The organism is Pseudomonas sp. SMN11, assembly GCF_052041945.1.
Taxonomy (GTDB): Bacteria; Pseudomonadota; Gammaproteobacteria; order Pseudomonadales; family Pseudomonadaceae; genus Aquipseudomonas.
Genome location: NZ_JBKGGW010000012.1, coordinates 122,236 through 137,263 on the forward strand (window position 1 = coordinate 122,236; position 15,028 = coordinate 137,263).

Here is a 15,028-nt window from a genome sequence, read left to right on the forward strand (position 1 = left end):
TGGCCTGAACGACCTGTTTCCATACCCTTGGGGGCGCAGGGGCAGCGGTGCTATAGTTCGCCGCTATTCGGCCTGCCAAGGGTGTGTGTGCCTTCACGATGAGGGCCGGCGTCCATTAGTGCGAGGCTGCACTAGCAAGGAGTCTAGATGAGTGTGGATAGCGCCTACGCGGTCGAGTTGAAGGGAGTCACCTTCAAGCGCGGTTCGCGCAGCATTTTCAGCAATGTCGACATCCGTATCCCGCGTGGCAAGGTCACCGGGATCATGGGGCCGTCGGGTTGCGGCAAGACCACGCTGCTGCGCCTGATGGGCGCGCAGCTACGCCCGTCGGCCGGTGAAGTGTGGGTGGCCGGGCAGAACCTGCCGAGCCTCTCGCGTAGCGACCTGTTCGATGCGCGCAAGCAGATGGGGGTGCTGTTTCAGAGCGGTGCGCTGTTTACCGATCTCGACGTGTTCGAAAACGTCGCCTTCCCATTGCGCGTACATACCCAGCTTTCGGACGAAATGATCCGTGACATCGTGTTGATGAAATTGCAGGCGGTCGGCCTGCGCGGTGCCATCGACCTGATGCCGGACGAGCTGTCCGGCGGCATGAAACGCCGGGTGGCGCTGGCCCGGGCGATTGCCCTGGACCCGCAGATCCTGATGTACGACGAACCGTTTGTCGGCCAGGACCCGATTGCCATGGGCGTACTAGTGCGCTTGATCCGCCTGCTCAACGATGCCTTGGGTATTACCAGTATCGTGGTCTCTCACGATCTGGCCGAAACCGCCAGTATTGCCGACTACATTTATGTGGTCGGTGATGGCCAGGTGCTGGGCCAGGGTACGCCCGACGAGCTGATGGGCTCGGACAATCCGCGCATTCGCCAGTTCATGAAAGGCGACCCGGACGGCCCGGTGCCATTCCACTTCCCTGCGCCTGACTACCGCGCCGATCTGCTGGGGGCGCGGTGATGCGCAGAAAATCCTTACTCGAACGTATCCGCCTGCTCGGGCGCTCGGCGATCGACGTGCTGGCCGTGCTCGGGCGCTCGTGCCTGTTCCTGTTCCATGCGCTGATCGGCCGTGGTGGCATTGGCGGTGGTATCCAGCTGCTGACCAAGCAGCTGTACTCGGTCGGCGTGCTGTCGCTCGCGATCATTGTCGTATCCGGCGTGTTCATCGGTATGGTGCTGGCCCTGCAGGGCTACAGCATCCTGACCAAGTACGGCTCCGAACAGGCGGTCGGGCAAATGGTCGCCCTGACCCTGCTGCGTGAGCTTGGCCCGGTGGTCACCGCGCTGCTGTTCGCCGGCCGCGCTGGTTCCGCGCTGACCGCCGAAATCGGCAACATGAAGTCCACCGAGCAGCTGTCGAGCCTGGAAATGATCGGCGTCGACCCGCTCAAGTACATCGTTGCACCACGGCTGTGGGCCGGTTTCATCTCGCTGCCGCTGCTCGCGCTGATTTTCAGCGTGGTCGGCATCTGGGGTGGTTCATGGGTTGCAGTCGACTGGCTGGGCGTTTACGAAGGCTCGTTCTGGGGCAACATGCAGAACAGCGTTTCCTTTACCGACGACGTGCTCAACGGGCTGATCAAAAGCCTGGTGTTCGCCTTCGTCACGACCTGGATTGCCGTGTTCCAGGGGTACGACTGCGAACCCACCTCAGAGGGGATCAGCCGCGCCACCACCAAGACCGTGGTCTATGCCTCGTTGGCAGTGCTGGGTCTGGACTTTATTTTGACCGCCTTGATGTTTGGAGATTTCTGATGCAAAACCGCACCCTGGAAATCGGTGTCGGCCTGTTCCTCCTGGCCGGGATCCTGGCGCTGCTGCTGCTGGCCCTGCGTGTCAGCGGGCTGTCGGCCAGCCCGAGCAGCGATACCTATAAAGTTTATGCGTACTTCGACAATATCGCCGGTTTGACGGTCAGAGCTAAAGTGACCATGGCCGGTGTAACGATCGGCAAGGTCACCGCCATCGATCTGGACCGTGATTCCTACACCGGTCGGGTGACGCTGCAGCTGGACAAGGCGGTCAACAACCTGCCGACCGACTCCACTGCTTCGATCCTGACCGCCGGCTTGCTTGGCGAGAAGTACATCGGTATCAGCGTGGGCGGTGAAGAAGACGTGCTCAAGGACGGTTCGACCATCCATGACACCCAGTCGGCGCTGGTACTGGAAGATCTGATTGGCAAGTTCCTGCTCAACTCCGTTGGCAAGGAACCCAAAGAAGCGCAACCGGCTAATTAAGGAGTTTCCATGATTTCGATCCTGCGACGTGGCTTGCTGGTGCTGCTGGCGGCCGTCCCCCTGTTTGCCCTGGCTGCCCAGTCGCCGCACGACGTGGTGCAGAGCACGACCACCGAACTGCTGGGTGAGCTCAAGGCCAACAAGGAGCAGTACAAGTCCAACCCGCAAGCTTTCTACGACACCCTTGACCGGATCCTCGCGCCGGTGGTCGATGCCGACGGTATCTCCAAGAGCATCATGACCGTCAAGTATTCGCGCAAGGCCACGCCCGAGCAGATGCAGCGCTTCCAGGAAAACTTCAAGCGCAGCCTGTTTCAGTTCTACGGTAACGCGCTGCTGGAGTACAACAACCAGGGCATCGTCGTAGATCCGGCCAAGGCCGATGACGGCAAGCGCGCCTCTGTAGGCATGAAGGTCACCGGCAACAATGGTGCCGTGTACCCGGTGCAGTACACCCTGGAAAACCTGGGTGGCGAGTGGAAGGTGCGTAACGTCATCGTCAACGGCATCAACATCGGCAAGCTGTTCCGCGACCAGTTCGCCGATGCCATGCAGCGCAACGGCAACAACCTGGACAAGACCATCGACGGCTGGGCCGGCGAAGTGGCCAAAGCCAAGGAAAAGGCCGACGAATCGCCAGAGAAGACCGTCAAATGAGTGAGGCCGCTGTAACCATGGCCGAGCCGGGCGTGCTGCGCCTGGCCGGCGAACTGGATTACCGCAGCGGGCCGGCCCTGCGCAAGCAGGGCAAGGCGCTGGTCGGCGCCTGCCGCGAGGCGCGCCTAGTGCTGGATTGCTCGGCCGTGGCGCGCTCCACCAGTGTCGGCCTGTCGCTGCTGCTGGCGTTCATCCGTGACGCCGAGGCAGCCGGCAAGGCCGTCGAGGTGCGTGGCATGCCCGACGACATGCGGGAAATCGCCGGGGTCTATGACCTGGATGAGGTGCTGGCAAGCTGATGGCTTGGCAGTGATGTGAGGCCCCTCGGTCGCGCGCCCCTTCGTTGGGCTTCGCAGGCGAGGGGCTTTTTTGTATGATGGCCGACCCGTGCGCATCGGGCGCCGATTGAGGTTGAGCATGCAGGCCGTAGAAGTTAAGAGCTTCCTTGAAGAGAAATTGCCGGGATCCCGGGTCGAAGTTGAAGGCGAAGGCTGCAACTTCCAGTTGAACGTGATCAGCGACGAGTTGGCTGGCCTGAGCCCGGTCAAACGTCAACAGGCGATCTATGCTCACCTGAATCCGTGGATCGCCAATGGCAGCATCCATGCGGTAACCATGAAATTTTTCAGCAGCGCAGCCTGGGCTGAGCGCACCTGAGCCAACTTGGCGGCGAGACACCAATGGACAAACTGATTATTACTGGCGGCGCTCGTCTCGACGGCGAGATCCGCATTTCCGGCGCGAAGAACGCGGCCCTGCCGATTCTGGCGGCGACCCTGCTGGCCGATGGCCCGGTCATCGTGGGCAACCTGCCGCACTTGCACGACATCACCACCATGATCGAGCTGTTCGGGCGCATGGGCATCGAGCCTGTGATCGACGAAAAGCTGGCGGTGGAAATCGACCCGCGCACCATCAAGACTCTGGTAGCCCCTTACGAGCTGGTCAAGACCATGCGCGCCTCGATCCTGGTGCTCGGCCCCATGGTCGCGCGCTTCGGCAAGGCTGAAGTGGCCCTGCCAGGCGGCTGCGCCATCGGTTCGCGCCCGGTCGACCTGCACATCCGTGGCCTCGAGGCCATGGGGGCGAAGATCGAAGTCGAAGGCGGCTACATCAAGGCTGAGGCGCCTGAAGGCGGCCTGCGCGGTGCGCACTTCTTCTTTGACACCGTGAGCGTCACCGGTACCGAGAACATCATGATGGCCGCTGCCCTGGCCAAAGGCCGCAGTGTGCTGCAGAACGCCGCGCGCGAGCCTGAAGTGGTCGACCTGGCCAACTTCATCAACGCCATGGGCGGCAAGGTCCAGGGCGCCGGTACCGACACCATCACCATCGATGGCGTCGAGCGTTTGGCTTCGGCTACCTACCGTGTCATGCCCGACCGTATCGAGACTGGCACTTACCTGGTCGCCGCTGCCGTTACCGGCGGCCGTGTCAAGGTCAAGGACACCGACCCGACCATCCTCGAGGCAGTGCTGGAAAAGCTGAAGGAAGCAGGCGCCGAACTTACCACCGGTGAGGACTGGATCGAGCTGGACATGCACGGCAAGCGGCCGAAAGCCGTCAACCTGCGCACCGCCCCGTACCCGGCGTTCCCGACCGACATGCAGGCGCAGTTCATCTCGCTGAACGCCATCGCCGAAGGCACTGGCGCAGTCATCGAGACGATCTTCGAAAACCGCTTCATGCACGTATACGAAATGCACCGCATGGGCGCGCAGATCCAGGTCGAAGGCAACACCGCGATCGTCACCGGCGTGCCGGCACTCAAAGGTGCTCCGGTGATGGCCACCGACCTGCGTGCATCCGCCAGCCTGGTGCTGTCGGCGCTGGTCGCCGAAGGCGACACCCTGATCGACCGCATCTACCACATCGACCGTGGTTACGAGTGCATCGAAGAAAAACTGCAAATGCTCGGCGCGAAAATCCGCCGCGTACCGGGCTAGTTGCCCGCTGGCACACGGACGTGCCATTCGAATTGAATGCGGTCGGGCTGTAGTAGCCCGGCCGGCAGTAGCCGCTTAAGGACCGACGTTCCAATGTTGACCATCGCGCTTTCCAAAGGCCGTATTCTCGACGATACCCTGCCGTTGCTGGCCGAGGCCGGTATCGTGCCGACCGAGAACCCGGACAAGAGCCGCAAGCTGATCATCCCTACCACGCAGGACGACGTGCGCCTGCTGATCGTGCGTGCCACTGACGTGCCGACCTATGTCGAGCATGGTGCCGCCGACCTTGGTGTGGCTGGCAAGGACGTGCTGATGGAGTACGGCGGCCAGGGCCTGTATGAACCGCTGGACCTGCAGATTGCCAAGTGCAAGCTGATGACCGCCGGTGCGGTCGGTGCGCCGGAGCCCAAGGGCCGCCTGCGCGTCGCCACCAAGTTCGTCAACGTGGCCAAGCGTTATTACGCCGAGCAGGGCCGCCAGGTCGACATCATCAAGCTGTACGGCTCGATGGAGCTGGCACCGCTGATCAATCTCGCCGACAAGATCATCGACGTGGTCGACACCGGCAACACCCTGCGCGCCAACGGCCTGGAACCCCAGGATCTGATCGCCACGATCAGCTCGCGCCTGGTGGTCAACAAAGCCTCCATGAAGATGCAGCACGCGCGCATCCAGAGCCTGATCGACACGCTGCGCAAAGCGGTCGAATCGCGACACCGCGGCTGAGTCCTGCGCGCGACCTTCGCTGTCGCGCCCGTCTATCCGCGTCATAGCCATTTTTCTCAGGTGCCCGCGCGGATGGACTGGTAGCCTAGGGCGCCTGAGCATTCGCTAATAATCGAGGCCCTCGCCATGACCGTGTCCACTGCAATTGCCCGTCTCAACGCTGCTGATCCGGATTTCGCCCGACATCTGGATCATCTGCTGAGCTGGGAAAGTGTGTCCGATGACGCGGTCAACCAGCGCGTGCTGGACATCATCAAGGCCGTGCGCGAGCGCGGTGACGCCGCGCTGGTGGAATTCACCCAGCGCTTCGACGGTGTTGACGCCAAAAGCATTGATGACCTGATCCTCGGCCGCGAGCGCCTGGAGCTGGCCCTGACCCGCATCACCGACACCCAGCGTGCAGCCCTGGAGAAGGCTGCCAATCGCGTGCGCCTGTACCACGAGCGGCAGAAGCAGGACTCCTGGCAGTACACCGAGGCCGACGGCACCGTGCTCGGCCAGAAGGTCACCCCGCTGGACCGTGCCGGCCTGTACGTACCGGGTGGCAAGGCATCGTACCCGTCTTCGGTGCTGATGAATGCCATTCCCGCCAAGGTCGCCGGTGTCGCCGAAGTGGTGATGGTGGTGCCAACCCCGCGTGGCGAGGTCAATGAACTGGTGCTGGCCGCTGCCTGCATCGCCGGTGTCGACCGGGTGTTCACCGTCGGCGGAGCCCAGGCCGTAGCCGCCTTGGCCTACGGCACCGAAAGCGTGCCACAGGTAGACAAAATCGTCGGCCCAGGCAACATCTACGTGGCTACCGCCAAGCGCCACGTGTTCGGCCAGGTCGGTATCGACATGATCGCCGGCCCGTCGGAAATCCTCGTGGTATGCGACGGCCAGACCGATCCGGACTGGATCGCCATGGACCTGTTCTCCCAAGCCGAGCACGACGAAGACGCCCAGGCCATCCTGGTCAGCCCGGATGCAGCATTCCTCGACCGCGTGGCCGCCAGCATCGACAAGCTGCTGCCGACCATGGAACGTGCCGAGATCATCGAGAAGTCGATCAACGGCCGTGGTGCGCTGATCCAGGTGCGTGACATGCAGCAGGCCATTGAAGTGGCCAACCGCATCGCCCCCGAGCACCTCGAGCTGTCCGTCGCCGACCCGCAGGCCTGGTTGCCGCAGATTCGCCACGCCGGTGCGATCTTCATGGGCCGCCACACCAGCGAAGCGCTGGGCGATTACTGCGCTGGCCCCAACCACGTGTTGCCGACCTCCGGTACTGCGCGTTTCTCGTCGCCGCTGGGGGTGTATGACTTCCAGAAGCGCTCGTCGATCATCTTCTGCTCCGAACAGGGCGCATCCGAGCTCGGCCATACCGCCTCGGTCCTGGCCCGTGGCGAGTCGCTGACCGCCCACGCCCGCAGTGCTGAATACCGTATCCTGACCCAAGACAAGGGGAACTGAGCATGAGTCGATTCTGGAGCCCCTTCGTCAAGGCGCTGGTGCCTTACGTGCCGGGCGAGCAGCCCAAGCTGGCCCGTCTGGTCAAGCTGAACACCAACGAGAACCCGTATGGTCCGTCGCCCAAGGCGCTGGAAGCCATGCGCGTTGAGCTGAACGACAACCTGCGCCTGTATCCTGATCCGAACAGTGACCGGCTCAAGCAGGCAGTGGCCGAGTATTACGGCGTCACTCCGGCCCAGGTGTTCGTCGGCAACGGCTCGGACGAGGTGCTGGCGCACATCTTCCACGGTCTGTTCCAGCACGCTCGTGGCCCGCTGCTGTTCCCGGATGTCAGCTACAGCTTCTATCCGGTCTACTGCGGCCTGTACGGCATTCCATTCGAGCAGGTGGCGCTGGACGAGCAGTTCCAGATCCGCATCGCCGACTACGCCAAGCCCAACGCCGGGATCATCTTCCCCAACCCCAACGCGCCAACGGGCTGCCTGCTGCCGCTGCAAGCGATCGAGCAGCTGCTGCAAGTCAATCGCGATTCAGTAGTGGTGGTGGATGAAGCCTACATCGACTTTGGTGGCGAGACTGCCATCAGCCTGGTGGAACGCTACGACAACCTGCTGGTAACCCAGACCCTGTCGAAGTCGCGCTCGCTGGCCGGGCTGCGCGTCGGCCTGGCCGTCGGCCATCCGGACCTGATCGAGGCTCTGGAGCGGATCAAGAACAGCTTCAACTCCTATCCGCTGGACCGCATGGCCATTGTGGGTGCTGCGGCGGCGTTCGAAGACCAGGCTTACTTCGAGGAAACCTGCCGCAAAGTGATCGACAGCCGTGAAACGCTGGTCGAGCAGCTGGTTGCAAAAGGCTTCGAAGTGCTGCCTTCGGCTGCCAACTTCATCTTTGCCCGCCACCCGCAGCAGGATGCCGCGCAACTGGCGGCGCGTCTGCGTGAGCAAGGGGTGATCGTGCGTCACTTCAAGCAGGAGCGGATTGCCCAATTCCTGCGTATCACCATTGGCACACCGGAGATGAACCAGGCGTTGGTCGATGCGCTGAACTGATCGCGAAGATCTGCAGGAGCATGTGACCTCGCTCCTGCAGGTTGTGCCGTGCACATCAGTAGCTGATTTCCTCGATGATGAATGGCTTGCTGACAGGCCGGGTGCGCACGGCTATCGGTGTGTCATCCAGCTCGAGTACATAGTCGCTGGTCTGGCGCATGCCCTGCGGATCAGTCCATTGCTGCAAGTAAGCCGGCACGGTCGCAGCTAATTGGCCATTTCTATGAATGGTCACAGTGCCTAGTGAATCGCTGTTCCACAGCAACTTGGCTTCGCCTTCAATGGCCCGTGCCTTACGTACTCCGGTAGCACCCAGCAGTGGCGTGCCATCGAGCCTCCATTCTGGCAGCAGGTCGAGCCCCATGTGCCGGAGCACGGTCGGGGCCACCGATGTCTGCGCTGCATAGCCATACAAGTTGTTGGGCCCCGGGTTGTCCTCTGGAATGCTCGGTTGGTTCAGCTCTTCATTCAATGGCTTGTTACTGGCTATGAAAACCGTCTTCTCCTGTTCGGTCACGCCACCGTGGCCTGAGCCCCAGTAATCTCGACCGTGATCGGTACAGACGATCACCAGCCAGTATTCCTGCGGGTTCTTATAGGCACGCGCCGCGACCTTGTCCAGCAGGCGCCCCAGTCTGTCGTCAGCTCTGCGCAAGGCGACCTGGTAAGCCGGGCCGAAACCGTTGGTGTGGCCAGCTTCATCGGGCTCGTCGAGCTGGATGAAGGTGAAGTCGGCAGGTGTGTTTTCGAGGATCTCCAGGGTTCGCACGGTGACTTGCTCATCGTTCAGGCCGCTTTCGCGCACATTGTTGCCTTGAGCATCCTCGAGCAGGAAGGCGGTGTTGATCGGCGACCAGTTGACGATGCTGGATAGATAGGCATTCGGCATGGCTTCACGCAGCCGTTTGAACAAGCTCGGGAACTCCGGGTCGACCCGCAAGGATTCATTATTGGAAATGACCCTGTGCTTGTTGGCCCATACCCCGGTGAGCAAAGTCATCCAGCCCGGCCCACTGTTAGTCGCCTGTTCGCTGGCGCGGCCGTTGATGCCGCCGGCATAGGCCTTGCCGTAGATCAGACGCTTCTGCAGGTTGGTATCGCCGCCCAGTTGTTCATAGTGCTGCAATTGAACGCCGTCCAATCCGATGATCAGCGTCTTGGGCTGCATTGGCGGTTGTCTGGCATCAAATCCTTTAAAGAGCAGGACCAGCAGCAGGCCGGCTGTAATCAGGGCAATCAACCACAATGTTTTGCACATGGACATGAAAGGGGCCTTGATGAAGTCGTGCCTAGCGTTGCAACAAGGTACTTGGCTGACAACTGGTAGAAATGGCAGTTGAATTGATGTCCGGAAGGCGTTCCATTAAGCTCTGTTAATTCATCGGATGATTGGTTGAATAATGAAGTGAGCAGCGAATTGACCAAGCGTTCTCTGGTCGAACTTGCGGTCGAACGCATGCGAGAGCGCATCCTGCAAGGCGACTGGCAAGTCGGGCAACGCCTGCCGACCGAGCCGGAACTGGCACTCGAGCTGGGAATCAGCCGCAATACCGTGCGCGAAGCCATGCGCGTGCTGGCATTCAGCGGCCTTGTGGAAATCCGCCAGGGTGACGGCAGCTATCTGCGCACCTGCCAGGACCCATTGCAGGCTGTGCAAGCCATGGCGCGCTGCACCCTGGAGCAGGCCCGCGAGACACGGCACATCCTCGAGTCCGAGGCGATCGGCCTGGCGGCGTTGCGCCGTACCGAAGAGGACCTGCGAGGCCTGCGTGCAGCACTGACGGGCAGTGCCGAGCACTTTCACGGTGATGTCGATGCCTATGTCAGCTGCGACCTGGTGTTTCACCAGCGCCTGATCGACGCCGCGCACAACCCGGCGCTGAGTGAGCTATACCGCTACTTTTCTGGCGTCGTGGCGGCAGCGCTGCAACACAACATGGCAACCGTGCCGCGCAGCCAGGCGACCTTCGACCTGCACGGGCAGATCCTCGACGCCATTGAACAACGCGATCCGGAACGGGCCAAGGGCCTGAGTCGGAAACTCATCGAATCCTGAAGACGAGAAAGCCATGGCTGAACCAATGACCCGAGACGCGCCTGCTCGCGAGCGCGAACTGGAAGAACTGCTGATCGATGCCGAGGCCGACGATGCCCAGGTGCAGCAACAACCACCGGCCCTGCAACGGCCCTGGCTGTTACTGCTGGGCCTGGTGCTGGTGGCATTGAACCTGCGCCCGGCGCTGTCGAGCATGGCACCGGTGCTCGGGCAGGTCTCTGCAGGGCTGGGCCTGAATGCCTCCGAAGCGGGACTGCTGACCACCTTGCCGGTGCTCTGCCTGGGTCTATTCGCACCCCTGGCGCCGATGCTGGCGCGTCGCTTCGGCAGTGAGCGGGTGATCCTGGGCATCCTGCTCACCCTGGCGCTGGGGATCGTGGTGCGCAGCGCCCTGGGGGCTGCCGGTGTGTTCATTGGCAGCGTGGTGGCAGGTGCCAGCATCGGCATCATCGGCGTGCTGCTGCCCGGTATCGTCAAACGCGACTTCCCGCAGCATGCGGGCACCCTGACTGGGGTCTATACCATGGCCCTGTGCTTGGGGGCGGCCATGGCTGCCGGGGCCACAGTACCGCTGACTCGGCATTTCGATGACAACTGGGCCTTTGGCCTGGGCTTCTGGATGCTACCGGCGCTTTTGGCCATGCTCGTCTGGTTGCCGCAAGCGCGCCAGGGCCACGGTCTGCACAAGGCTGCCTACCGCGTGCGCGGGCTGTGGCGTGACCCGCTGGCATGGCAGGTCACGTTGTACATGGGGCTGCAGTCGTCGCTGGCCTACATCGTCTTTGGCTGGTTGCCATCGATCCTTATTGGCCGCGGTCTTAGCCCGACCGAAGCCGGCTTGGTGCTTTCCGGCTCGGTGATCGTGCAGTTGATCAGCTCGCTGGGCGCACCCTGGCTGGCGACCCGCGGCAGGGACCAACGGCTGGCCATCGTGATCGTGATGCTGGTGACGTTGGCAGGGCTGTTCGGATGTCTGTATGCCCCGATCGACGGGTTGTGGGGCTGGGCGGTGCTGCTGGGTCTGGGGCAGGGCGGTACTTTCGCCCTGGCCCTGACGTTGATCGTGCTGCGCTCGAAAGATGCCCATGTGGCGGCGAACCTGTCGAGCATGGCCCAAGGCGTGGGATATACCTTGGCCTCCATGGGCCCATTCGCCGTTGGCCTGGTGCATGACCTGACCGGGGGCTGGGCGGCGGTCGGCTGGATCTTCGCAGTGCTGGGTGTCGGCGCGATCGTGTTCGGGCTAGGCGCCGGGCGAGCGCTGCATGTGCAGGTGAGCAGCGAAAAACTCTGACATTGAGGCCGGTACTGGCGAAAGCATTATTGGCAGATTATCGTGCAGCTTCCCACTCCCAGGACGGATCTGCCTCCATGACTGACGCCAACCGTGACCTGATCACCCGCTTCTACCAGGCCTTCCAGCGCCTGGATGCCGAGGCCATGGTGGCCTGCTACAGCGACGACATCGTCTTCAGCGACCCGGTGTTCGGCACCCTGCGCGGCCGCGAAGTGGGTGACATGTGGCGCATGCTGACCACTCGCGCCAAGGATTTCTCGCTGACCTTCGACCAGATCCGGGCCGACCATCGCAGCGGCTGCGCGCACTGGGTTGCAACCTACCTGTTCAGCCAGACCGGCCGCACCGTGGTCAACGATATCCAGGCGCGCTTCGTCATTCGCGACAACCTGATCTGCCAGCATGACGACAGCTTCGACCTGTGGCGCTGGTCGCGTCAGGCGCTAGGGACGCCAGGTTTGTTGCTGGGTTGGTCGCCGATGCTGCAGAACAAGGTGCGCCAGCAGGCTTTCAAAGGGCTGCGAGCGTTCCAGCAAGTGAATTGAGCGGTTAAGCTGTCGGCCATGAGCATCGTCAATGAAGTCACCGTAACACCGCTGTGCAAGCCTTGGTATGTCTACCTGGTACGGGCGGCCAACGGCTCGCTGTACTGTGGTGTCAGCGATGACCCTAAGCGGCGCTTCGCTGCCCACCAGAAAGGGCAGGGCGCCCGGTATTTCAAGACCAGCCCGGCGCAGGCGCTGGTCTATGTCGAGCAGTGGCCGGACAAGGGCGAGGCGCTGCGCCAGGAGCGTCTGGTGAAAAAGTTGCGCAAGTCGGCCAAGGAGGCGCTGGTCGCCTCCTATGTGGCCGTCTGATCAGTCCTTGCGGCGCTTGAGCTGATCCACCAGTGTGGTCGGCAAGCCTTTGATGATCAGGGTACCGGCTGCCTCGTCATATTCCACCTTGTCACCCAGCAGGTGCGCTTCGAAGCTGATCGACAAGCCTTCGGCGCGCCCGGTGAAGCGGCGGAACTGGTTAAGTGTGCGTTTGTCTGCGGGGATTTCCGGCGACAGGCCGTAGTCCTTGTTGCGGATGTGATCGTAGAACGCCTTCGGGCGGTCCTCGTCGATCAGGCTCGACAGCTCTTCCAGGGTTACCGGCTCACCCAGCTTGGTCTGGGAAGTGGCGTATTCGACCAGGGTCTGGGTCTTCTCGCGGGCGGACTCTTCCGGCAGGTCTTCGCTTTCGACGAAGTCGCTGAAGGCCTTGAGCAGGGTACGGGTCTCGCCCGGGCCGTCGACGCCCTCCTGGCAGCCGATGAAGTCGCGGAAGTAGTCCGAGACCTTCTTGCCGTTCTTGCCCTTGATGAACGAGATGTACTGCTTGGAATTCTGGTTGTTCTTCCACTCGGACAGGTTGATGCGCGCCGCCAGGTGCAGCTGGCCGAGGTCGAGGTGGCGCGACGGAGTCACGTCCAGATCGGCGTTCACCGCCACGCCTTCGCTGTGGTGCAGCAGGGCAATGGCCAAATAGTCGGTCATGCCTTGCTGGTAGTGGGCGAACAGGATGTGGCCGCCGGTGGAAAGGTTCGACTCTTCCATCAGCTTTTGCAGGTGCTCGACCGCCACCCGGCTGAACGCGGCGAAGTCTTTCTCATCTTCCAGGTACTGTTTCAGCCAGCCGCTCAGCGGGTAGGCACCTGACTCGCCGTGGAAGAAGCCCCAGGCCTTGCCTTGCTTGGCGTTGTAGCTGTCGTTGAGGTCGGCCAGCAGGTTTTCGATGGCGTCCGACGCGCTCAGCTCGGTATCCCGTGCATGGAGCACGGCGGGGCTGCCATCGGGCTTCTTGTCGATCAGGTGAACGATGCAATGACGGATTGGCATGGAATTCTCGGTGAGTCCGGGGCGGCCTCGGGCCGCGCTGCAAAAGTCGTCCAGTTTACCCCAGACAACAGACGCTGCAGTGGCCGGATGTTGGCAGAAATGCCGGTTGTTCGTTTTTTGTTCAAATTTGTAGGTTTTCGGCTGAAACCCCCGAAAAACCTGCACTAAATCGAAGCGGGTAGCGGATATTTATCCATTCCTGTGGTAGCTTTGCGCGGTCTTGCGCCCCGTGTGTGGCGCATTGCTGGCAGCGTGCTCATGCCGTGTCGAACCAAACGCCGATTTACGCATCTACATTCGCGATTGGCGCGGCCCTCCAGAATCCAGGGGCTGGCCCGATAACGTCGTAGAACGCTGCATAACCACTGATTTAGATAGGGAAGGAACACCACCATGGCATTGACCAAAGACCAACTGATTGCCGATATCGCTGAAGCCATCGACGCGCCAAAAACCACCGCTCGTAACGCTCTGGAGCAACTGGGCCAGATCGTTGCCGACCAACTGGAAAACGGCGCTGAAATCACCCTGCCAGGCATCGGCAAGCTGAAAGTCAGCGAGCGTCCTGCCCGTACCGGCCGCAACCCTTCGACTGGCGCTGCCATCGAAATCGCTGCCAAGAAAGTCGTCAAGTTCGTTCCGGCCAAAGCCCTGAACGATTCCATCAACAAGTAATTGTTGATGCGTTGACCAGAACCGCGCCCGGCTTGCCCGGGCGCGGTTTTTTCATGCTTGCGATTTGCGCCCGGCCTGCCAGGCCTGGCGTGCGATGTCGTCGTGGAAGCTCCAGGCGACCATGCGGCTCTGTTTCTGGCCCTGGCCCATCTCGGTGATGCGCACCGCCTTGGCCCCGGCTTTCTTCAGCGCCGCCTCGATGCCAGGCAGGTTGCTGGCCTTCGACACCAGGCTGGTGAACCACAGCACCTGCTGTGCGTATTGCGCGCTTTCGTCGACCAGCTGGGTGACGAAGCGGATCTCGCCGCCCTCGCACCACAGTTCGTTGTTCTGCCCGCCGAAGTTGAGCACCGGCAGCTTGCGCTTGGGGTCTTGCTTGCCGAGGTTCTTCCATTTGCGCTGGCTGCCACGGGTGGCTTCCTCACGCGAGGCATGGAAGGGTGGGTTGCACAGGGTCAGGTCGAACCGCTCATCCGCTTGCAGCAGGCCGCTCAGAATGTGTTTGCGGCTGGCTTGCTGGCGCAGGCTGATGCCCTTGCTCAAACCGTTGGCCTGGACGATGGCCTTGGCCGAGGCCAGCGCCACCGGGTCGATGTCCGAGCCGACGAAGCGCCAACGGTAATCGCTATGGCCGAGCAGCGGGTAGATGCAGTTGGCGCCTACGCCGATATCCAGCGCACGAACCTGGGCGCCTCTGGGTACTTCGCCGGCATTGTCCTCGGCCAGCAGGTCGGCAGCCACGTGGACGTAGTCGGCACGGCCGGGGATTGGCGGGCACAGGTAGTCGGCCGGGATGTCCCAGTGCTGGATGCCGTATTGCGCCTTGAGCAGGGCACGGTTGAACACGCGCACGGCTTCAGGGTTGGCGAAGTCGATGCTGGGTTTGCCGTGGGGGTTGGTGATGGTGAAGCGGGCCAGATCAGGGTGGGCCTTGATCAGGCTGGGGAAGTCGTAGCGGCCCTGGTGGCGGTTGCGCGGGTGCAGGGTGGGTTTGTTCGGAGTCATGTCTGTATCCAGCCCTATACGAGCGGTGGCTTGAGGAGCCGGCCCTTTCGCGACA

General features: G+C 62.1%; 18 protein-coding genes. 15 read left to right on the forward strand and 3 right to left on the reverse strand.

Annotated elements, in window-relative coordinates:
- Window positions 1-147: 147 nt before the first annotated feature.
- The 10 genes from ACLEJU_RS13390 (at window position 148) to hisC (ending at window position 8,075) form a co-directional block, all read left to right on the forward strand.
- Window positions 148-957, forward strand: coding sequence for an ATP-binding cassette domain-containing protein (locus ACLEJU_RS13390; RefSeq protein ID WP_435422900.1), 810 nt, complete (start codon window positions 148-150; stop codon window positions 955-957).
- Window positions 957-1,754 carry a lipid asymmetry maintenance ABC transporter permease subunit MlaE gene (mlaE, locus tag ACLEJU_RS13395; RefSeq protein ID WP_435422901.1) on the forward strand — a complete coding sequence of 266 codons (798 nt, stop codon included), beginning with the start codon at window positions 957-959 and terminating at the stop codon, window positions 1,752-1,754. Before ACLEJU_RS13390 ends, mlaE begins: the two co-directional genes overlap by 1 nt.
- Entirely contained in the window at window positions 1,754-2,239 is a 486-nt protein-coding gene (gene mlaD, locus ACLEJU_RS13400; RefSeq protein ID WP_054885956.1) for an outer membrane lipid asymmetry maintenance protein MlaD, read from the forward strand. Before mlaE ends, mlaD begins: the two co-directional genes overlap by 1 nt.
- A gap of 9 nt (window positions 2,240-2,248) precedes the next feature.
- Complete coding sequence (locus ACLEJU_RS13405; protein ID WP_103445560.1) at window positions 2,249-2,896, forward strand: MlaC/ttg2D family ABC transporter substrate-binding protein; 648 nt, start codon at window positions 2,249-2,251, stop codon at window positions 2,894-2,896.
- Entirely contained in the window at window positions 2,893-3,195 is a 303-nt protein-coding gene (locus ACLEJU_RS13410; RefSeq protein WP_435422902.1) for an STAS domain-containing protein, read from the forward strand. Before ACLEJU_RS13405 ends, ACLEJU_RS13410 begins: the two co-directional genes overlap by 4 nt.
- A 118-nt stretch (window positions 3,196-3,313) precedes the next feature.
- Window positions 3,314-3,553: a BolA family protein gene (locus ACLEJU_RS13415; RefSeq protein ID WP_003255121.1), complete on the forward strand. Its 240-nt coding sequence runs from the start codon at window positions 3,314-3,316 to the stop codon at window positions 3,551-3,553.
- 23 nt (window positions 3,554-3,576) lie between these two features.
- Window positions 3,577-4,842, forward strand: coding sequence for a UDP-N-acetylglucosamine 1-carboxyvinyltransferase (gene murA / locus ACLEJU_RS13420; RefSeq protein ID WP_435422903.1), 1,266 nt, complete (start codon window positions 3,577-3,579; stop codon window positions 4,840-4,842).
- Window positions 4,843-4,935: 93 nt separating this feature from the next.
- Complete coding sequence (hisG, locus tag ACLEJU_RS13425) at window positions 4,936-5,571, forward strand: ATP phosphoribosyltransferase (protein ID WP_435422904.1); 636 nt, start codon at window positions 4,936-4,938, stop codon at window positions 5,569-5,571.
- Window positions 5,572-5,697: 126 nt separating this feature from the next.
- On the forward strand, window positions 5,698-7,023 hold the full coding sequence (gene hisD, locus ACLEJU_RS13430; RefSeq protein ID WP_159411970.1) for a histidinol dehydrogenase: 1,326 nt from the start codon (window positions 5,698-5,700) through the stop codon (window positions 7,021-7,023).
- Window positions 7,024-7,025: 2 nt separating this feature from the next.
- Window positions 7,026-8,075 (forward strand): histidinol-phosphate transaminase, encoded by a 1,050-nt coding sequence (gene hisC / locus ACLEJU_RS13435; protein ID WP_435422905.1) that lies wholly within the window; start codon window positions 7,026-7,028, stop codon window positions 8,073-8,075.
- A 55-nt stretch (window positions 8,076-8,130) separates the two neighbouring features.
- On the opposite strand, the gene ACLEJU_RS13440 is transcribed toward hisC, so the two are convergent.
- A complete protein-coding gene (locus tag ACLEJU_RS13440) occupies window positions 8,131-9,243 on the reverse strand; it encodes an alkaline phosphatase family protein (protein WP_435422906.1) in 1,113 nt (370 codons plus the stop codon).
- 237 nt (window positions 9,244-9,480) lie between these two features.
- On the opposite strand from ACLEJU_RS13440, the gene ACLEJU_RS13445 reads away from it, so the two are divergent.
- The 4 genes from ACLEJU_RS13445 (at window position 9,481) to ACLEJU_RS13460 (ending at window position 12,285) form a co-directional block, all read left to right on the forward strand.
- On the forward strand, window positions 9,481-10,131 hold the full coding sequence (locus ACLEJU_RS13445; protein WP_435422907.1) for a FadR/GntR family transcriptional regulator: 651 nt from the start codon (window positions 9,481-9,483) through the stop codon (window positions 10,129-10,131).
- A 13-nt stretch (window positions 10,132-10,144) separates the two neighbouring features.
- On the forward strand, window positions 10,145-11,425 hold the full coding sequence (locus ACLEJU_RS13450) for a CynX/NimT family MFS transporter (protein ID WP_435422908.1): 1,281 nt from the start codon (window positions 10,145-10,147) through the stop codon (window positions 11,423-11,425).
- A 77-nt stretch (window positions 11,426-11,502) separates the two neighbouring features.
- The gene (locus tag ACLEJU_RS13455; RefSeq protein ID WP_435422909.1) at window positions 11,503-11,973 is read left to right on the forward strand and encodes a nuclear transport factor 2 family protein; all 471 of its coding nucleotides are present in this window, start codon (window positions 11,503-11,505) and stop codon (window positions 11,971-11,973) included.
- A gap of 18 nt (window positions 11,974-11,991) precedes the next feature.
- On the forward strand, window positions 11,992-12,285 hold the full coding sequence (locus ACLEJU_RS13460) for a GIY-YIG nuclease family protein (RefSeq protein WP_435422910.1): 294 nt from the start codon (window positions 11,992-11,994) through the stop codon (window positions 12,283-12,285).
- Here ACLEJU_RS13460 and yejK read toward each other — a convergent pair whose 3' ends face one another.
- Window positions 12,286-13,293, reverse strand: coding sequence for a nucleoid-associated protein YejK (yejK, locus tag ACLEJU_RS13465; RefSeq protein WP_435422911.1), 1,008 nt, complete (start codon window positions 13,291-13,293; stop codon window positions 12,286-12,288).
- Between the two features lie 393 nt (window positions 13,294-13,686).
- Between yejK and ACLEJU_RS13470 the strand changes: the two genes are divergently transcribed.
- A complete protein-coding gene (locus ACLEJU_RS13470) occupies window positions 13,687-13,968 on the forward strand; it encodes an HU family DNA-binding protein (RefSeq protein ID WP_103445548.1) in 282 nt (93 codons plus the stop codon).
- Window positions 13,969-14,019: 51 nt separating this feature from the next.
- On the opposite strand, the gene rlmF is transcribed toward ACLEJU_RS13470, so the two are convergent.
- Window positions 14,020-14,973: a 23S rRNA (adenine(1618)-N(6))-methyltransferase RlmF gene (gene rlmF, locus ACLEJU_RS13475; protein ID WP_435422912.1), complete on the reverse strand. Its 954-nt coding sequence runs from the start codon at window positions 14,971-14,973 to the stop codon at window positions 14,020-14,022.
- Window positions 14,974-15,028 lie beyond the last annotated feature (55 nt).

What these genes read in the sequence shown, in the direction of transcription:
- ACLEJU_RS13390 (WP_435422900.1), top strand. Translation starts at nt 148, where the DNA reads ATGAGTGTGGATAGCGCCTACGCGGTCGAGTTGAAGGGAGTCACCTTC.
- mlaE (WP_435422901.1), top strand. Translation starts at nt 957, where the DNA reads ATGCGCAGAAAATCCTTACTCGAACGTATCCGCCTGCTCGGGCGCTCG.
- mlaD (WP_054885956.1), top strand. Translation starts at nt 1,754, where the DNA reads ATGCAAAACCGCACCCTGGAAATCGGTGTCGGCCTGTTCCTCCTGGCC.
- ACLEJU_RS13405 (WP_103445560.1), top strand. Translation starts at nt 2,249, where the DNA reads ATGATTTCGATCCTGCGACGTGGCTTGCTGGTGCTGCTGGCGGCCGTC.
- ACLEJU_RS13410 (WP_435422902.1), top strand. Translation starts at nt 2,893, where the DNA reads ATGAGTGAGGCCGCTGTAACCATGGCCGAGCCGGGCGTGCTGCGCCTG.
- ACLEJU_RS13415 (WP_003255121.1), top strand. Translation starts at nt 3,314, where the DNA reads ATGCAGGCCGTAGAAGTTAAGAGCTTCCTTGAAGAGAAATTGCCGGGA.
- murA (WP_435422903.1), top strand. Translation starts at nt 3,577, where the DNA reads ATGGACAAACTGATTATTACTGGCGGCGCTCGTCTCGACGGCGAGATC.
- hisG (WP_435422904.1), top strand. Translation starts at nt 4,936, where the DNA reads ATGTTGACCATCGCGCTTTCCAAAGGCCGTATTCTCGACGATACCCTG.
- hisD (WP_159411970.1), top strand. Translation starts at nt 5,698, where the DNA reads ATGACCGTGTCCACTGCAATTGCCCGTCTCAACGCTGCTGATCCGGAT.
- hisC (WP_435422905.1), top strand. Translation starts at nt 7,026, where the DNA reads ATGAGTCGATTCTGGAGCCCCTTCGTCAAGGCGCTGGTGCCTTACGTG.
- ACLEJU_RS13440 (WP_435422906.1), bottom strand. Translation starts at nt 9,243, where the DNA reads ATGCAGCCCAAGACGCTGATCATCGGATTGGACGGCGTTCAATTGCAG.
- ACLEJU_RS13450 (WP_435422908.1), top strand. Translation starts at nt 10,145, where the DNA reads ATGGCTGAACCAATGACCCGAGACGCGCCTGCTCGCGAGCGCGAACTG.
- ACLEJU_RS13455 (WP_435422909.1), top strand. Translation starts at nt 11,503, where the DNA reads ATGACTGACGCCAACCGTGACCTGATCACCCGCTTCTACCAGGCCTTC.
- ACLEJU_RS13460 (WP_435422910.1), top strand. Translation starts at nt 11,992, where the DNA reads ATGAGCATCGTCAATGAAGTCACCGTAACACCGCTGTGCAAGCCTTGG.
- yejK (WP_435422911.1), bottom strand. Translation starts at nt 13,293, where the DNA reads ATGCCAATCCGTCATTGCATCGTTCACCTGATCGACAAGAAGCCCGAT.
- ACLEJU_RS13470 (WP_103445548.1), top strand. Translation starts at nt 13,687, where the DNA reads ATGGCATTGACCAAAGACCAACTGATTGCCGATATCGCTGAAGCCATC.
- rlmF (WP_435422912.1), bottom strand. Translation starts at nt 14,973, where the DNA reads ATGACTCCGAACAAACCCACCCTGCACCCGCGCAACCGCCACCAGGGC.